Source organism: Burkholderia sp. IDO3, assembly GCF_003366075.1.
GTDB classification, from domain to species: Bacteria; Pseudomonadota; Gammaproteobacteria; order Burkholderiales; family Burkholderiaceae; genus Burkholderia; species Burkholderia anthina.
Genome location: NZ_CP028965.1, coordinates 23,924 through 41,668 on the forward strand (window position 1 = coordinate 23,924; position 17,745 = coordinate 41,668).

Genomic DNA, 17,745 nt, shown 5'->3' on the forward strand with positions numbered 1-17,745 from the left:
TTTTTGAGGCAATCGCTATGTTCAAGCTTCTCATCTCTGTTCTGCTCCTCGCTTCGTTGACCGCGTGCGCTTCGTACGACTTCGGTTCCCCCGACGTTTACCAGCGCTACGACGTTCAGCGCGCGGGAGAGATCGAGGCGGCCACGGTCGTCAGCGTGCGCGGCGTCACGATCAGCAACGAGTCGGACCGTTCCGGTCTGGCATCGCTGTTGAGCGCGGGTGTCAGCGCATTTCTCGGCTCCCGCACGATCGGCGGCGGCAACGGCCGATACATCGCCGGCGCGCTCGCTGGCGCCGGCGCCGCCTACGTGTCGCAGCGTCTGTCGGAATCGCTCGCGCGCCACGCTGGCCTTGAGGTCGTCGTGCGCACGGTGTCCGGCCGCACGTTGGTCGTCGTTCAGTCCGACGAGCAGCGCTTCGCCCCTGGCGATCGCGTGATGCTCGTCAGCAGTTCTTCCGGCATGCGCATCACGCGCTGAGCCGTTCATTCGCCGGCAGCGGCCGGCTTCTTCCTGCATAGCGAGGTTCCCGTTTTGGGGCCTCGCTTTTTTTATTCCGAGGGCAAGATGTTCAAGGTACCGAAAGTTCTGTACGCGGACCGGCGTGCGGGTGGCGTTGCGTCCGACGCTGCGCTGACCCACCATGCGACGCGGATGCTGCATCGTGTTGCGCGCGATCTGCGGTTGCTCGCAGGTGAGCACGAGGTGGTAGCCGAGCCGGCGAAGGCCGGCCGCGGCTGCCGCGTCACCCTGCGCACCAGTCGGATGATGCTTGAAGTTGCGGATTCGACATCGCGCCAGCATGTCGCGGTGTCGTTTCGCACCCGGCGCGGTCACCGAGACCTGTCGGGCGGCGGTGACAACGTCGTGCCGCTCACGCAGCTCGACACGGACGAGGGTTACCAAGCGTTGCTTGGCGGCCTGCGGCTCGTGGATGGTCTCGATAACGACCGGCGATAGGGGGCGGGATGCAATTCGTCGACGTTTGCATCGAGTACCCCTCGGGGATCTCGATAATCGATCGCGGGTCCTATGACGCGGAACTCGGCATGGTCTATGTTTCGGCCCGTGTTCGTGCTTTCCTGGCGGTCGTGCATGAGAGTGAATCGCCGCCGGTGATCACCGCATCCTGGGATGGGAATGAGGCAAAGCTCATTCAATCGACGGACGACAGCTTTGCTGTCGTCTCGGTAGAGCCGCCGGCCGCCTCGCCGCGGTCCCGGCTGGGCGCGCGACTGGTTCGCGCGTCCTGGTCCAAGGACCAGCGGCAGCAGTTCGGACGGTTCTGCCATACGCTGACGGTCTCGTCGATCGTCGGTGTGGTCGGCTACGTGCACGCCATCTCGGAGTTCTCGATCTGGGCGGCGATGAACGTTGCAGCACTGGTCGTGATCGGTGTGGTAACTTATGTGATAGGCATGGATTCCATGAACGGAGAATGAATATGTACTTCGGTCCTGTTGCACTGCTTCTGACGCTGGTGTTCTGCGGCTACGGCATCGTCGCATGCGAACGCGGTCGTAAGGCGGAGCGCGACCAACGTCGTTCTCTGCGGCACCACACGCATTAAATCGAACTGACGGTCGCCCATCTGGGCGGCCGCCTTCCAATCAAGGGCTGCACCTTTCGGTGCGGCCCTTTTTATTTTCAGGGTTTCCATGTCTGAAGTACTGGAGCGGCCGGTATCGCGGTCGCAGGACGCGTTTGAACTCGAAGGTAAGACGGTCGAGGAGGTTGCTCGATACATCGAGGACTCACTTCGTGCTACGGAGCTCGAGCCGGAATGGGTGTTCGTTGCCAATCGGTCTATGTATGCAAACGAGGCCGTGTTTGGTCGAAAGCCATGGTCCAAATGGCCGGCCGCTGGCGAGAATAAGCGGCGTTGCTGCGTGTCGATCGAGCGGGGTCAGTCGGAAGGGTGGATCGTCCGTCTCGACACAGTTTGGCTCGATGCGGCGTTGGGCGTCGGCCACTGGCGAACTCAACCGCTCATTCGCATCAAGACGCTGACGCGTTCCCATGGCTGGGCCGTTGCCGCGGTGGTATCGAACCTGCTCAACATCGACTGACGAGTCACCTTCAATTTTTCCCAATCCGGGGCAACTGCCCGGATGGGGTGGTTGCCCCTTTTCGCAAGGACAACCACTGATGTACACGATCAAAACTCCTGACGCCTCGATCCACGCCGACACCCTCGCACACGTATTCCACGTGTTTTTTCACGACGCAACGTTATCCGCCTACGAAACGACCGAGATTTCGCTCACGCGCGGTGGCGTCGAAATGCCGATCCTCCGCTACAACGGAATCTTGACCGTACGACAGCCTGGCACGGCCGAAGCGATCTTCACCTCGCTTTTCGAAGAAATCCGCAACCGCTGGTTTAGCCGGGACGGGCGGCAACTGCAACCTTGGCAAGTCACGCGCAAGCGCTGGGAGGTCTTCCAGTTCGTGTTCGAGCTGGCGACGAAGCCGGCATGGATGCTGTCCGGCGAGCAGCTCGAGGCTGAAGTCGAGGCCGCGCGTGGCACCGGTCGGCGCTTCCACCTGCCGGATGTCTGTGACCACGTTGCAAACGCGCTGTTCGGCTTCACGTCGCAAGGGCCGCGTCTCTCGCTCTCAGGCGGGGTAAACGGCCGGCACGAGGTTCATGTCGCCTATGCGCTGTTTCTGGATCACCCGATTCCTGATTCGGTGCTGGCGGACTATCGTGGCGACGCTAAGCGCTTCCAGTACGACCTGCGGTGGTTCCCCGTTCTCCTGGACGTGCCAGTTCTGCGCAACACGCTCCCGTACGACGTCATGCAGTCCGCGGTGGCGATCTACCGTCACGAGAAAAGGCAGATCGACGCCGAGCTCGGTGCCGGTATCGTCGCCGCGCTGCAGTCCGCGCCGGCCGGTATCTCCTACGTGGAGGTTGACGACCGGCTGTTCGCCGCAGGCCTCGTCGAAAAACCGGATCTTCCCGAACAGTACCAGCGTCCGGTGGACGTCGGCTTCGCGATGTCGCCCGTAGCCGAGCGCCTGCGTGATCTGATCGGGGACGCCGTCCTGAAAAAGTCGCTGGACAGGCTCGGAGCCGACCGACAGAAGGGGCGGATCTCGCTGCGGCAGTACAACCTGCAGGTCGAGATGGCGAAGCTGGAGCGAGGCCGCATGACGTTCGAAGGGGCCAACCGGTTTGCCGCCGATGTTGAGGCGCGTAACGTTGGCGCTTTGCTGTCAGTCCTGGACAACGCGGCCGGCTGGAACGACCAGAGCAAGCGTGTATTGCGCGAGCAATTCGGTGTTTCATTGCGCGGCCTGAACTCGACGCGCCGGCGGCGTGCGATCTTCGCGTTCTGCGGCTATGACGAGGCGGCACAAGCCGAGTGGGAGGCAAAGCAGGACGCCGCCCGCGCGCACCGTCGCGCCGAAGAGACCGCCAATGACGCGAAGAAACAGGCAGGCCTCGCCCGGTACCGCACGCACGACAACGTGCTGATCACGGGCGTCGAGCACGTTGACCAGGCGATCGCCGACGGCTACTCGGAGATCCGTAGCTTTCGCCATGGTGCGGCGACGCGATACGCGTTGGCGAAGCCGGGTTCGACTGAAGGGCGGACACTCCACGCGAAGAACGGCACGCTGGACTATGCGCGGTCGCGGCTCACTCAGCTGGCAGCTTGATCGAGGGGGGATTATGCGTTTCGATCGAACTATCCGTTACGAGGACTACATCTGGACGCGTCGCAAGGAACTGGCCTTCTTGAATCGGCACAAGCGCATTGCGAAGAAGCTCGAGCGTGACTGTCCCTTGTTCGCGGACCAGCTCGCGCCGGCACCTGAAACGGACGTCGATGCAGAGAAGGCGTTGCGCATAGAACGGGCCCGGAAGAGCGAGCAGCGGATGCGCGACCACGACGCGCGTGTCTGGCGCTCGGGGCGTGCCGCATATTTCGCGTGTTCCCCGGAGATGCGCGCCCGAATCATGGCCGAATGGCGAGTATGGCCGGGGCCGGCGAAACCGCAGTACTTCGTCTACGTGGTTGAGAAGCACAACGGTGTCGGCGAGGAGCGAACGCGACGGATGCGTGAGCGGGACGCCGAGGGCCTTGCGAAAGTACTTCCGATGTTGAGCGTCCAGGGCGAACTGCTTGGGACGTGAGGGGTGCTACACCATTCGTTATCGAACAACCGGCGCCACGTGCGCCGGTTTTTTTTCGTCCATTCGGAACGTGAGGGTCTCTAAGCCCCGTGAATTTCTCGATCTTTCCGGCCAGCACGCAGGATGGCGGATCCTACACTGGCTTTACTCACCGCGTCACCGACGCATCGAATCCGCCGCAATGCGGCCACTTCCAGCCCCAGGGAATCACGTCCCGCCGGGCGTCTTTCACGGGGCGACACTTCTGAGGTCACCCGTGAACCAATCTGAAACTTCCAGTCCATTGCCACCTGATGCCGTGTCGATCGTCGAGATCGAAGTGGCGATCAACGTGTGGCGCAACCGCTCGCCGGCGCCGACCGGGCCCGACGAGCTGATCGTTCTCTGCGCCGAGGCCCGGGTTCTCGCCGACGTCTACGGTGTCATGATCGTGAACCGCGCCACGTGCGTTCCGCGATCATCGCTGACGTCGACGCAGGCCGCAGCGCTCATCGGCGCTCGTTCGTAGGCATCAACTCGCGTCTCAGGACGCATCGAATCGCCGCATCGCGGCATCTCCAATCGCCCCGCAGGGTCACGTCCCTGCCGGGCGCGATTCCCGTGGGGCTCTTTCATTCAAGGTCCCCATGAAACTCTCTCCCGCACGCCTCACCCAGCTGCTCGCCACCTACATCCCGAAGCGCCTTCCGGTGCTGATTACCGGCCGGCCTGGTATTGGCAAATCCGACATCGTCGAAGCTGCCACCGAGGAGGCGGAGCACGACCTGCTCATCAGTCACCCGGTTGTCGAAGATCCGACCGACTCGAAGGGTTTGCCGATTCCGTCGGCCGACGGCACGCATGCCCGATTCTTGCCCTTTGGCGACCTCGAGCGGGCGCTGTCGGCGGCGCGTCCACTGGTCTGGTTCTTCGACGATCTCGGGCAGGCTTCGCCGGCGGTGCAGGCGGCCAAGATGCAGCTGCTGCTCGCACGCCGCATCGGTGAGCACCAGTTGCCCGACTGCGTCACGTTCGTCGCGGCAACGAATCGCCGCAGCGACAACGCGGGTGTCAGCGGGATCCTCGATCCGCTGATCTCGCGTTTTGCGGCGGTCGTCGAGCTCGAAGCCACTGTCGATGACTGGACGACTTGGGCGGTACGGCAGAACGTTCCGCCCGAGCTGATCGCGTTCCTTCGCTTCCGACCGGACCTGCTCTGGGAGCCGCGCAGCAGCCGCGATATCGTCGCGTCGGCAAGTCCGCGGAAGTGGGGATTTCTCGCGAAGACGATGCCGGCTGTCTCGGCTGATTTGCTGCCTGACGCAATTTGCGCGACGGTCGGCGAAGGTGCCGGTGCCGAGCTGATCAGCTTTCTTTCGATCTACCGCGCTCTGCCGTCGGTCGACGCGATCCTGTTGGACCCAAGCCGGGGCGCAATCCCGGACGAGCCGAGCATCCTGTACGCCCTCACTGCGGCGCTCGCGCACAAGGCGAGCGATGGCAACTTCGAGCGAGTTCTGCAGTATGCAGACCGGCTCGCCGATACGGGGAAACGGGAGTTCACGGCGGTGCTGGTCCGTGACTCGATCGCGCGCACGCCCGATCTGCAGAACCATCATGCGTTCATCCGTGCGCAGGGCGGTGAGATCGGCAAGATCATCCGCGGCGAATAGCCGCCTTCAAGCCCTGTAGTGCCTTTCCCTGTTGCCACGGCCGATTCCGGTCCGTGGCTTTTTTTTCGTCTCGCCATTTTCTGTCTGTCTGGAGCTATTCATGAACATTACCGATCTGCAATCCAAGGTCATGCTGTCGTCGGTCACGATTTCCACGTGGGTTGCCCGTCGCTATGACGGGAAGGTCACCGAAGAGGTCGAGAAAAGCCATCACGCGCGCGGCATCGGGCGCTTCAACAAGCGCCTGCTGCCGGAGTACGCGCCGAGCTACGCCGAAGTGGTGTCGATCGGCAATCGGATCCGCTCGCACTACTACAGCCGGACGCTGAAGTACGACCAGCTGGGCGTGCGACTGCTGCCGACCATGGTCTATATGGAGCTGGCCGAGCGGCTGCGTGCGATGAAAGACGAGTTCGATCTCGCCGTGTCGATCTTCCTGACGAACTACCTCGACCTGAAGGAGCAGGCGAGGGCGGAGATGAACACCCTGTACAACGAGGCGGACTACCCGAGTCTGGCCGAGCTGAAGGGCAAGTTCGGCGTCAAGCTCTCCGTGCTGCCATTCCCGGACGCCAGCCAGTTCGGCGTTGACTTGCCGAGCGATGTCCTGACCACGTTGCGCACGGAGATCGACGAGCACGCGATGGCATCGATCCAGACCGCGAACAACGACTTGGTCGGGCGGCTGTACGAGGCCGTTTCGACGATGGCATCTCGCCTGTACGCGACCGGGAACGTCCGTCTCGACGTCGCGAACCATGTGCGAGAGTTGTGCGACCTGCTGCCGAAGCTGAATTTCAACGACGACCCGAAGCTCGCGCACATCCTCACGGAGGCGAAGCAGCATCTCGCAGCGTACAACGGAGCGGATCTGAAGGAGTCGCGAGTGCTCCGGTCGCAGGTTGCCAGCAAGGCGACCGAGATCGAGGGCTTGATGGCCGCCTTCATGGGCGGCGCGCCGGCGGCGCCGCTGACTGACCAGATCCCGGTTCAGTCGGCGACGGGCCTGTCGTTCCTCGCCGCTGCATGAGGACGTCATGGACTCACGCATCGCGAAGCAGCGCACGGCGCTGGTGCTCGACCATCCGTTCATCGGCGCCTTGGCGCTACGGCTCAAAGTCCGCGAAGACCTGAGCTGTAAGACGTTCTGGACGGACGGAGAGACGCTGGGCTACAACCCGACCTATGCCGAGCGCCTGAACGACCTGGAGGTCCGTGGCGTGCTCGCCCATGAGGTATGGCACGTAGCCGGCGGGCACTGTTGGCGACAAGGTGATCGCGACCCCGACGGCTGGAACGAGGCGTGCGATTACGTCGTCAATCTGATGGTGGAGGCTGCAGGGATGCAGCTTCCGTCGGGCGCGCTCATTGATCACCGCTTCAAGGGGATGTCGGCCGAAGAGGTGTACGGCATCCTCTCGCATGAGAAACGCCGAGTGGCGAAGCAGCCAGGCGGCAAGCAGGCAAGCGAGCCGCCGTCGGGAGGTAAGGCGGGCAAACCGACAGGTTCGCCCGGCTCGCAGCCTCCGGGACCCTCCGACGACAAGGCGGGTGGCCCGGCAGCGTCGTGCGGTGAAGTCCGGCAGTATGCTGGGCCTGACAAGGCGGCGAAAGCGGCGGAGTGGAAGGTGGCCGTGCTGCAGGCGGCCAAGGCTGCGCAGGCCTGCGGCAAGCTCGGCGGCGGATTACAGGCCGCTGTCGAGCAATCTGTCGCCGCGGTCGTCGACTGGCGTTCGCTTCTGCATCGCTTTGCGCAGGACGCTGTGCCGACCGACAATACGTGGGCGCAGCCGAATCGTCGCTACTTGCACCTCGGGATGTATCTGCCGTCACTGAACGAGCCGGCGGTGGGCGACGCGGTGTTTGTCCGCGACGCCAGCGGCTCGGTCTGGGATGAAACGCAGGCGCAGTTCGCGGCCGAGATCCTGGCCGTTGCCGATGCGGTTCGCCCGCGTCGCTTGATCGTGATGGATTGCGACGAGCGCGTAACGCAGGTTCAGGTGTTCGAGCGGGGCGACCCGGTCGAGCTGGCGCCGCTGAAAGGTGGTGGCGGTACCTCGTTCATCGATCCGTTTCGACGGATCAAGAGCGAGGGTATCGACCCCGCGTTTCTCGTGTACTTGACTGATATGGTCGGTACGTTCCCGTCCGAGGAGCCGGCTTACCCAGTGCTTTGGGCGTCGACGACACCGCTCAAGCGCGCCCGGCGCGCCCCGTTCGGCGAGACAATCGAAGTTGTGTGCTGAGCGACTGCAATGGCTCGCTATTTCCTGAAACACGCCCGGTCCTTGTGACCGGGTTTTTTTTCGTCGGTTGCAAACGCATGCCACGAGTCGACAGGTCCGAGACGGGAGAAAGCTATACGTTTTTCTGGAGCATTTCGAGTTTGCCCACACAACCAGTTGCGTGGAAATCGGCGCGCCGACGGCGTGGCCATGCGCTTCGTCGAGGCCGTGAAAGCTGTTCAAATTAGCCATTCTTTCGGGCGATCGGCGGATGTGCCAGCTTCAACAATAGCTGCATGTCTGAAATTGCCGAAAATCCCTTTCTGAAGGTCGCGCGACTAGAAGAGAACGCTGTGCAGCTGTTCTTCGAATCGCTGAAGCTCATCAAACCGTACCTCGATCACCAGAACGTCGCCGAAGTGATGATCAATTCGGCGAACAACATCTGGGTTGAGGAGCGGGGGGTGATGCGTCGCATCGACGTCGAGTTCAATCCAGCGACGCTGACGGGTGCGATCCATTCGCTCGCAGCCTCGGTTGAGAAGTCGGCGCAAGCCGGCACGGCCCAGGGGATTATCAACGGCGGCCACAAGAACCTCCGGATCGCGACGGTGATGAAGCCGACGGCGATCGACGGAGACGCACTCGCGATTCGCCGGCACCGCGAGACCAATCTGTCGATCAAGGACTATGCGCGGATGGGCGCGTTCTCGCGGGTTCACGCGAAGCGAGATACCGACCGACCGATATTCCCACCGGACGTCGCTGACGAAGCGCTCGCCGAGGCATTCACCGCGATGGTCCAACAGCGCGCCAATGTTCTCGTCGCCGGCGGTACGTCGACCGGGAAGACAACGTTCCTGAATGCGTTGAACGCGCTGATTCCCCAGGAGGAGCGTGTCATCACGATTGAGGACACGATGGAATTGAAGGTCGACCTTCCGAACCGGGTTCGCCTGCTGTCGAACCCCGACAAGGGCGTCACGACCCAAGTTCTGGTGGCGCTCTGCCTGCGCTTTCGTCCCGATCGGATCATCGTCGGCGAAGTGCGCGGCGGGGAAGCGTACGACTTCATCCAGGCACTCAGCACCGGTCACGACGGCGGAATGGGTTCGATTCACTCGAACGATGCGCGCGGCGGCCTGAGCCGCCTCGAGAGTCTCGCGATGTTGGGCATCCCGCCCGGCAGCCGCTGGGAGCTCACCGACATGCGCAAGGCAATCGCCGACTGCTTCCATTACGTCGTCCACCTGCGCCGCTCTGGCGAGCTGCGCCATGTGTCGGAAGTGCTGGCGATCAAAGGGTTCAAAGACGGGGACTACGTCCTCGAACGCGTTTTTTAACCACACGGGGTTTACCGATGAAGAAGCACATTCAAACGTTGTATTCGCTGGGCTCGAAAAAGGTGCTGGATACCAGCCAATACTTGTTCGGACGTGGCAACCGCCTCTCGACTCTGATCGCACTACTCCTGACGTTGGCCGCGCCGGCCGCGAAGGCGGTCGATCTCGGGGACCTTGGCAACGCGGCCAACTTCATCTGCCTGATCCAGGCCTACGTCAGTGGCCCGGTCCTGTTCGGCCTTGGCATCGTGCTGATCATCGTCGGCGCAGTGGCCATCGCGAACTCGGAAAGCAATATCGGGAAGATGATTTCGTCCGTGATCGTCGGCCTCGGTATCGCTTCCTGCGCGCTTCCGCTCGTGAAGAACCAGCTGAAGATCAACTACACCTGTGCGTGAACCGAAGAAAGTTAGCCGGTCGCTTTCGCTGCCGCGCCAAATGGGCGGCGCCGATCGCGGCCTCGCGATCGCGAACGGGACGCTAACGGCACTCCTTTGCTACAGCAGCATGACGCCGATCTATCTAGTCGTCGGCATCGTGGTGCATTGGGTGCTTCGTTGGTTGTCATCGAACGATCCGTGGTGGAAAGACGTGCTGGTCGTCTACAACCGGTATCCCGATGTGCACGAGCCGCTGCCTACGGCACGGGTCGCGGTGCGATTCAAACGGCCATACGGCTTTGATCAGGAGCTCCCGCTGTGAGCGCGAACCCGAAGCGTCGGGCGATTCAGGAGATCGCCCCGTGGGCGACGATGGTGACTCCCGAAGTCATTCTCGACAAGGACGGGTCACTGTTGACGCTGTACACGTTCGAAGGAGTAGATGCGGATAGTCCGAACGCCGATGAAATCTCGGCGGCCCGCGACAACCTCGACCACGCGTGCAAGAACTTCGATCACCGGATCACCGCATGGTGGCGCATGTCGCATCGCCGTGTTCGGGGCGAGATCGGCGGACGCTTCGCGTCGGAGATGGATCAGCGCGTTGACGAGATCAACCAGAAGAGTGTGGGAAGCGGGAAGTACTTCCGCAACACCCACTCGCTCGCACTTGCGTATACGCCCGAGACGGGGATTAACAAGCTCTTCGAGAAGATCGCGTATCACATCACGGTCGGTGGCAAGTCGGTTCCGATTGCATTGCTCGAGACCGTCAAGGATATGGTGTTCGCGCGTAGTGCATTCGTGTTCGACATGGAGCGCATTGCGTCGGACATCAAGCGCTTCGAAGGCATCCTGGACGCGTTCAAGGGTGGCGTCGCGCGCCTCAAGATGACGCGGCTCCAGCTGCAAAACGCGCTGGCATTCCTCCACCAGACCGCCAATCCGTCGGTTCCACCGCGGCGCGTACGCTACCCCGTGACGATGCTGGACACGCATCTGACGGAAAGCTTCGTGACATACGGTGCAGAACACATCATGTTCGAGTCCGCCTATGGGACACGGTACGCGAAGATCATCGCGGTGAAAGAGTGGATGGGCTTCCAGGAGGCCGCGCTCGACGTGCTCGCCGACGTCGACGCCGAGTTCGACGTGTGCGTCATGTTTCGATTCCTGTCGACCAGCAAGGCACAGGCGTACATCGAGAAAATGCGCGCGTTCTACAAGGTCGCAGCGTTTAGCCCGATGAAGATCTTGAAGAGCTTTTTCTCGAAGGATGAGAAGAAGGAGAACATGGAAAACGAGAAAGGGCGCGAGATCCTGGCCGAAGAGGCAGAAAACGCGCTCGCTCGCCTGATCGCGGACGGTCAGCAATACGGATTCGCGAACATCTCGGTAGTCGCTTACGGGGACACGATCGAAGAGTGCGACGACAACGCGCGCGAGATCGTCGGCCGAATCGGCAACGCTGGCTTCGGCGTGCTGGTCGAGAAGCGAAATCTCGCGGCAGCCTGGGCCTCGACGCTGCCCGGCCGGTGGGATCAGCAGAAGCGGCTGCAGTTCGTCGAGACACCCGTGGTCTCGGACATTGCGCCGGTGCGTGGTGTCGCGGAAGGCAGTGACGTCAACCAATGGCTTACACAGCAGCTCGGACAGAAGGTCGGCCCGCTCACGCTGCTCCCGACGCGCCACCGGACGTTGCAGCGTATCACCTTGCACGATCCGAGCGGGAAGTCTCACACGCTGATCGTGGGCCCGATCGGCGCGGGCAAAACGATCTTTCTCAACTTTCTCGTTTCGCAAACTGGACGCTTCGCTCCGCGGCGCATCAAGTTCGACAAGAATCGATCGACACGTATCCCCACCGTGTTCGCAGACGGAAAGTTCGTCGATGCAACCGGCAAGTTCGCGGCGGCGACGCAGGTCAATCCGCTTTCGATGTTGGTTGACCCACGGCACTACACCTACGTGTCGGACTGGGTCCAGATGGCAATCGAGGGCGACGGGGAGGATTTCCGTTGCACCCCGCAGCAGCAGCGGACGATTTATGAGCGGGTCGTCACGCTCGCGCAGGGCTATGGCCCGGAGTACTGGACGCTCTCGTTCCTGACCACGCTGTTGCCCGTTGAGCTGCGGGATCGCTTGCAGATCTGGACGAAGGGTGAGAAGAACGGTCGATTCTTCGATCACGTCGAAGACGCGTTCTCCCTTTCCGACGATCTTGCGATCGAGATGGGCGAGCTGTTCGAGAGCTATCCGGTCGCCGCCGCGCTGTTCATGGATTACGCCTTCTACCGCATCTCGCAATGGTTGGATGGCAAGCGCGTCACGATCATCGAGGTCGAGGAGTGCGGCTTCTTCTTCCGGTACCCACGCTTCTATGCGCGTCTGGAAATGTGGGCCGTCACGATCCGTGGGTTGAACGGCACGCTGGTGATGGCGACACAGTCGCTGAGCCAGCTTGAGCGGGTTCCGAACTTCGAGATCTTGAAGGAAAACATCCAGAACTTCTTCTTCCTGCCGAACCGCGACGCGCGAAACAACAAGCGGCTCTATCGCGATGTGTTCGGGCTGACCGAAGACCAGATCGACATGATCAGCGAAGGCGTTCCCAACCGAGACTACCTATGGGTGACGCCGGATCACTCGCGGATGCTCCAGGCGAAGTTCCCGAAAGAAGCGCTCTCGATCTTGCGCGCGGACGGCGCGGCGCAGCGCACGCTCGACAAGCATCTCGCGAGCGGCTCGCCGACCTGGCGTGAGGACTATCTGCGTGAAATGGCCACCGTCGACTGACAGGAACCCGATGAAGCTCAATTTGACCTCTACCCGGCAGTCGTTGTACCGCGACCTCTTCGCGCTCACGGCAGACGAAATCAACAACATCGCCATCGGGACGCCCGTCCGCGTGCGACTGGTGGCGCCGCAGGCCGGCCAGCAGCCGTCACCCCGGCAAAAGCCGGAAGACGCACCCACGATGCCGTGCGCCGCTCGTACGGCGGTTCAATTCCTCGACTGAAAGGCCCACGATGAAACTCTTGCCGACCCTTCGCGCCGCGGCATTCGCGGCCTCGATGTTCCTTACCCAACATGCGTTCGCGCAGCTGACGGTGTTCGACCCGACGAACTTTGCGCAGAACGTGATCACGGCGGCTAAGGCTGTCAAGGGCGAGATATATCAGAACACCAACATCCTCTACCAGTACCAGATGATGGTGAATGACTTGCTGCAGGCGAAGAATCTGAATCCTGCTGCGTGGAAGGCTGCGTATGACCAGATCACCGGCGATATCAACAAGGTGAAGGGGCTGGTCGGCACGCTGCAGGGCCTCTACGGCGATCTCCAGAAGGGCGGTGAATGGGTCACCCAGGTCCAGGGACTGGTTACTCGCTCGGGCAAGTCGAATGCGCAGTGGTTCGCGGACCTGAACACGTTGGTCCAACAGAACGACAAGGTCGCGCGAAACCTGTTCCAGATGGGTTCGAACATCATGCAGCACACGAACGAAATGGCGCAGCGCCGACAGCAACTGCAGTCCGAGCTGGCGATGTCGCCGACTCAGCAGGCGACGGCCGAGATCACGACGCACTACCTCGATATTGTGACGAGCCAGAACGCGGACATCCTCCAGTTGAACGCGGCCAAGGCGCAGAAGGACGCGCAGAAGGATGCGCAGCAAGCAGAGGAGGACAAGGAAAAGGCGGGCGACGCGGAGAAATTCATCTCGAAGCAACAGGCCGAGCGGGCTGCGTACGGGATCGGGCAGCAATGAAGAAAAGCGTACTTCGCATGTGGCTCCGATGTGGGCTGCTCATTCTCGCGCTCGCGCTACCGACTGCGGCACGCGCGGGGCTAATGGACGGCTTGTCGCAGGCGATGTCGTCCGGCTGGAGCTCGAGCTATGTGAACGGGGAGGTCGCGAAGGGCGCCACTGCGGCGATCGAAGAGATTTCGAAAATCATGAAGGATCTGATCGATCTCGCGGTAGAGGTCAGCAAGACGCTCGACAAGGAATCCAACAAGATGGCGTTTGGGTTGTCGGTGACGACGGTCGTGCTGGCGTCGCTCCGATTCGCGGCTACTAGAGATCCGATCGCGGCTTGGCAGAGCCTCTTCGAAGACCTCGCAATACTGGGCATCTTCGCGGCGGTCTATATCGCTTACGGCAGGTGGGCGCCCGGGTTCTACAAATGGTTCAACGACATGGCGATCGCAGTGTCAGGTACCGACGCCCAGTCATTGCCGATGGCCATGGTTAAGTCGGCTGGCGCGATCTACGACGCAGTCATCGAGGCGCTGAAGGCGGAGCACTGGTGGAACTATATTGCGCTGTTGATCAACCTTGCACCGCTGCTGTTCGCGTGGTTGTTCCTGATGATCGCGGCCTTGGTGTTTCTTTTCTATGTTTCGCTCGGCACGATCCAGATGGCCGTCGCGATCGTGATGGGAAAGATCGCGTTCGCGCTCGGCATGTCGGAGTTTACGCGGGGGTGGTTCAAGAGCTGGCTCGATTTCACGATCGGTGCAGGCATGTACATGGTCGTCGCGGCGATTCTTCAGCGCTTGATGACGACGACGCTTGCGACGTCGTTCGGCAACACGATCTCGAAGGGACTTACGACACCGTATTCCGGATCGCTGACCCTGGACCTGTCGATTTTCGTCCTGATCCTCGCATTCGAAATTCCGAAGTTCGCTTCGATGTTCGGTGGTGGCGCGAACGCAAGCGGCGCGGCATTCAAGAGCCTGACGAAACTCGCAACGAAGGGCGTGGTGTGATGACGGACGCACGTCTTTTCGAGCCAATTGACGCGGGGGAACTGGTGACCCGCAATGAACGCCGAATCGACCTCATCGCGCAGTGTGCGAACGAGTCGTCACGTGCCGAGTTCGATCGAAAGTGGATGGTGCTGATCCGGCGCTGCGCAGACTGGTTTTCCTCCATACCCTTCAGCCCGGAGTTGTACCGTGAGCCAGCCGGCGCGTTCCGCTGGACGGTGGAAACGGCGTTCTATGCGATGCGGCTGGCCGGTGGGTTGAAGTTTGGAGCCAACCTCTCGTCCGAGCGTCGCCGGCGGATCGAACCGCAATACAACTACGGCGTGTTTCTCGCAGCGATCTGCTCGGGCCTGGACGAACCGTACCGTCATTTCGACATCGAACGTGCGACGGACCGCCAGGTCTGGAATCCCTCCGTTCACGGTGCACTCGGGCCGTGGCTTGCCGGCGCGAGCTACCGTGTGGCGCGTCGCGCTACGCCACTTCCCGTCGAACGGATGAGGACCGGCATGCTGGCGCATGCGCTGGTCGGCACCGAGCTGCTCGGCGGACTCGATTCCGAAGTTCAGGCCGAGATATTCGGCGCCATCAACCCGACGCAGAGCCCGATGGGTGTCGAGTCGCTGACCCACAAGGTCGTGCGGCAGGCAGTCGCGACGGCTGCGGATTTCGATCGGAAGGCGCAGCAGGCGGTTTTCGAGCCGGTGACGTTCGCTGTTCCCTCTGCTATCCATGTGGCGGCGGAACTGGAGCCGAAGGTCGAGGCGGCGGCGACGGCGGCCACGCCAACGCCGGCACCGGCACCAGCACCAGCACCAGCACCAGCACCGGCACAGCCTGCGACAGCCGATCTTGCGCCGGAGCCCGTTGCAGCCGGCGGTAGCGCACCGTCTGTTTCAGGATCGCTGCCGACTGCTGCCCCCGAAAGTCCGACGATGGCGGCGACGCCAGCGGCGACGGCTGCACACGGGGCCCCGAAGGGCCCGGATGCGCGGCAGATGGCGCTCGAGCTTCCGCCGCCGGCCGCGGCGGTCAATCCGGTCGAGATTCGCCGCGAGCCGGCCGCCGCCGCGCCGAACGGCAACCACTTCGATGAGGTGCTGAAGGGGGCACCCCGCATGATCGTGGACTTCTTTTCGGCGCTGCAGCAGGACGTCGCGGCGGCGAAGGCGAAGGTGCGCTGGACCGACCAGGGACTCGTCCTGTCGAAGCGGACCATCGGCAGCTATGGCGTCGCGAGCGACACCCTGATTGAGCACATGCGCCGCCGAAGTTTGCTGCTCGCCAACGAGCCGTCGGAAGTCACGTTGGCGCCGCGTATCGGTGAGCTGATTCAGGAGCGTGGTGCATGAGAGGCCATATCAACCACTTTCGGCCGATCTACGAGGTCAGGGCTGCGTTTGGGTGGCTGGTTGCGCTGCTCTTTCTTCCGTTCTCGGGCATGCCGTACGGCTGGGCATTCGCTCTCTTCGCGTTCGCCTTTTGGGGGTTTCGCTCCGGTCAGGTCTGGCGCGCGCTGAAGTTCCGAATGGGACTGTCGACGAAATGGCTGACGACGCTTGCGGTACCGGCTTTGCTGGCGATCCAGACACGGATGAAGGCTGAGGCGGACGCGATGTTTCTCGGCACGGGCTTCGAATGGACACAGAAGCACTGCCAGATGGCGCACGACATCTTGCGGATGCCGACCACCGAGATCCCAGGTCTGCCTAGGTGGCTGCCGAAGACCCAGATAGGGCGTGCGTTCGAGGAGATGATCGAGAATCTGTTCGCACCGAAGGACAGTATCCGAGACCGGACGCCGCAGGGCGTGTCCTGGACACACGGGCTGGAGGCCAACGAGGGGTACGTGCCGTTCCACTACAAGGCGATGGGCGGCCATACCGCGGTGGGCGGCACCACTGGCTCGGGTAAGACGAGGACGTACGAAGTCATCTCGACGCAGGTGATTCACTGCGGCGATGTGCTGATCGATATCGATCCGAAAAACGACAAGGAATGGAAGGCGCGTGTCGAGCGCGAGGCGAAGCGTACCGGCCGCAAGTTCCTATATTTCAATCAGGCAAAGCCATCCGAGTCCATTCGTCTCGAGCCGCTCGATAGTTGGTCCCAGCCGTCCGAGATTCCGAGCCGCATTGCGCAGCTGATGGAGGAAGGGCCATTCCGGGATTTTGCGTACTTGTTCATCAGCCGATCGGTGAACGGCGAACTGTACATCGGCGACAAGCCGAACCTGCGCTCGATCCTGAAGTACGCGCAGCTCGGGATCGACCCGCTCCTGGAGAAGGCCCTCAAGCGCTTCTTCATCGAGAGCGGACTGAGCAACTGGGAGGAGCTGGTAACAGCCGACACGGTCAAGTTCGCGAACAAGCCGGGCTCGACCAAGGTCGACGCGATGATCTCGCTTTACCAGGCTCGGTTCGGCGCAATCGACCGGGGGCACGAAGCGATCGACGGCCTGATCGCGACGCACGTGCACGACCGCGAGCACTACATGCGAATCATTGCGTCGGCACTGCCGCTGCTGCAGATGCTCGCCACGGGCGAAACCGGCCTGATGCTCGCGCCGAAGGTCGACGACTTCGAGGACGAACGTGAGATCTGGACGATCGAGAAGGTGATTCGCCAGAAGGCTGTCCTTCACATTGGCCTCGACTCGCTGTCCAACAGCATTGTCGCCAAGGCCATCGCGTCGATGATCCTGGCCGACGTCTCGGCGGTGTGTGGTTCGATCTACAACTTCTACGACACGCCCCCCAAGGTCGTGCTGATCATCGACGAGATTGCGGAGGCGATCAACGAGCAGGTGATCCAGATTTTGAACAAGGGCCGTGGCGCAGGCTTCAACGCGTTCGTGGCATTCCAGACGCGTGCCGACCTCGAAGCCAAGCTGGGGAATGCGGCCAAAATGCTGCAGGTTTTGGGGAACCTGAACAACCAGATCATCTTACGCTTGGAAGATACCGACACGGCTGAGTGGTTCTCGAAAAAGGTGGGGGATACCGCGATTCGAAACCTAATCGTCTCGAGCAGCACAAGCAAGGCGAGCGAAGGCCATGTCGGCGAGTTCACCGGATCGGTGACGCGGTCGCAGCAGCTGGAGGCGGTGCCGTTGATACCGACTCGCCTCATCCAGAGCCTTCCGAACCTGCAGTACTTCATGCGGATTTCGGGCGGCGCGGTGTACCAGGGACGTATTCCAATTCTTACAGGCTAAAC

Annotated in this window: 19 protein-coding genes; all 19 read left to right on the forward strand. The window is 62.0% G+C overall.

Features of this window, described 5'->3' with window-relative positions:
• Window positions 1-17: 17 nt before the first annotated feature.
• Window positions 18-479 carry a hypothetical protein gene (locus tag DCN14_RS35695; protein WP_059848450.1) on the forward strand — a complete coding sequence of 154 codons (462 nt, stop codon included), beginning with the start codon at window positions 18-20 and terminating at the stop codon, window positions 477-479.
• Window positions 480-566: 87 nt separating this feature from the next.
• The gene (locus tag DCN14_RS35700) at window positions 567-959 is read left to right on the forward strand and encodes a hypothetical protein (RefSeq protein WP_096506460.1); all 393 of its coding nucleotides are present in this window, start codon (window positions 567-569) and stop codon (window positions 957-959) included.
• 8 nt (window positions 960-967) lie between these two features.
• Window positions 968-1,441, forward strand: coding sequence for a hypothetical protein (locus DCN14_RS35705; RefSeq protein WP_096506461.1), 474 nt, complete (start codon window positions 968-970; stop codon window positions 1,439-1,441).
• 216 nt (window positions 1,442-1,657) lie between these two features.
• Complete coding sequence (locus DCN14_RS35710; protein WP_096506462.1) at window positions 1,658-2,068, forward strand: hypothetical protein; 411 nt, start codon at window positions 1,658-1,660, stop codon at window positions 2,066-2,068.
• 79 nt (window positions 2,069-2,147) lie between these two features.
• On the forward strand, window positions 2,148-3,668 hold the full coding sequence (locus tag DCN14_RS35715; protein WP_096506463.1) for a hypothetical protein: 1,521 nt from the start codon (window positions 2,148-2,150) through the stop codon (window positions 3,666-3,668).
• Between the two features lie 13 nt (window positions 3,669-3,681).
• The gene (locus tag DCN14_RS35720) at window positions 3,682-4,146 is read left to right on the forward strand and encodes a hypothetical protein (RefSeq protein ID WP_059702997.1); all 465 of its coding nucleotides are present in this window, start codon (window positions 3,682-3,684) and stop codon (window positions 4,144-4,146) included.
• A 256-nt stretch (window positions 4,147-4,402) separates the two neighbouring features.
• Window positions 4,403-4,654 carry a DUF3717 domain-containing protein gene (locus tag DCN14_RS35725; protein WP_096506464.1) on the forward strand — a complete coding sequence of 84 codons (252 nt, stop codon included), beginning with the start codon at window positions 4,403-4,405 and terminating at the stop codon, window positions 4,652-4,654.
• 118 nt (window positions 4,655-4,772) lie between these two features.
• Window positions 4,773-5,798: an ATP-binding protein gene (locus DCN14_RS35730; RefSeq protein WP_096506465.1), complete on the forward strand. Its 1,026-nt coding sequence runs from the start codon at window positions 4,773-4,775 to the stop codon at window positions 5,796-5,798.
• A gap of 100 nt (window positions 5,799-5,898) precedes the next feature.
• Window positions 5,899-6,828: a hypothetical protein gene (locus DCN14_RS35735; RefSeq protein WP_096506466.1), complete on the forward strand. Its 930-nt coding sequence runs from the start codon at window positions 5,899-5,901 to the stop codon at window positions 6,826-6,828.
• A 7-nt stretch (window positions 6,829-6,835) separates the two neighbouring features.
• Window positions 6,836-8,044 carry a VWA-like domain-containing protein gene (locus DCN14_RS35740; protein ID WP_096506467.1) on the forward strand — a complete coding sequence of 403 codons (1,209 nt, stop codon included), beginning with the start codon at window positions 6,836-6,838 and terminating at the stop codon, window positions 8,042-8,044.
• A 275-nt stretch (window positions 8,045-8,319) separates the two neighbouring features.
• Entirely contained in the window at window positions 8,320-9,366 is a 1,047-nt protein-coding gene (locus tag DCN14_RS35745) for an ATPase, T2SS/T4P/T4SS family (protein WP_096506468.1), read from the forward strand.
• 17 nt (window positions 9,367-9,383) lie between these two features.
• Window positions 9,384-9,764, forward strand: a complete 381-nt coding sequence (locus DCN14_RS35750; protein WP_059534619.1) for a TrbC/VirB2 family protein — start codon at window positions 9,384-9,386, stop codon at window positions 9,762-9,764.
• A gap of 40 nt (window positions 9,765-9,804) precedes the next feature.
• Window positions 9,805-10,068 (forward strand): VirB3 family type IV secretion system protein, encoded by a 264-nt coding sequence (locus DCN14_RS35755; protein WP_059534621.1) that lies wholly within the window; start codon window positions 9,805-9,807, stop codon window positions 10,066-10,068.
• Window positions 10,065-12,542, forward strand: a complete 2,478-nt coding sequence (locus DCN14_RS35760) for a VirB4 family type IV secretion system protein (RefSeq protein ID WP_096506469.1) — start codon at window positions 10,065-10,067, stop codon at window positions 12,540-12,542. Before DCN14_RS35755 ends, DCN14_RS35760 begins: the two co-directional genes overlap by 4 nt.
• Before the next feature lie 10 nt (window positions 12,543-12,552).
• Window positions 12,553-12,765, forward strand: coding sequence for a hypothetical protein (locus DCN14_RS35765; RefSeq protein ID WP_096506470.1), 213 nt, complete (start codon window positions 12,553-12,555; stop codon window positions 12,763-12,765).
• Between the two features lie 10 nt (window positions 12,766-12,775).
• Window positions 12,776-13,519, forward strand: coding sequence for a type VI secretion protein (locus tag DCN14_RS35770; RefSeq protein WP_096506471.1), 744 nt, complete (start codon window positions 12,776-12,778; stop codon window positions 13,517-13,519).
• On the forward strand, window positions 13,516-14,526 hold the full coding sequence (locus DCN14_RS35775) for a type IV secretion system protein (RefSeq protein WP_096506472.1): 1,011 nt from the start codon (window positions 13,516-13,518) through the stop codon (window positions 14,524-14,526). The genes DCN14_RS35770 and DCN14_RS35775 overlap by 4 nt, the downstream gene beginning before the upstream one ends.
• Window positions 14,526-15,878 carry a TraI domain-containing protein gene (locus DCN14_RS35780; protein ID WP_096506473.1) on the forward strand — a complete coding sequence of 451 codons (1,353 nt, stop codon included), beginning with the start codon at window positions 14,526-14,528 and terminating at the stop codon, window positions 15,876-15,878. The genes DCN14_RS35775 and DCN14_RS35780 overlap by 1 nt, the downstream gene beginning before the upstream one ends.
• The gene (gene traD, locus DCN14_RS35785; RefSeq protein WP_096506474.1) at window positions 15,875-17,743 is read left to right on the forward strand and encodes a conjugative transfer system coupling protein TraD; all 1,869 of its coding nucleotides are present in this window, start codon (window positions 15,875-15,877) and stop codon (window positions 17,741-17,743) included. Before DCN14_RS35780 ends, traD begins: the two co-directional genes overlap by 4 nt.
• The last annotated feature ends 2 nt before the right edge of the window (window positions 17,744-17,745 follow it).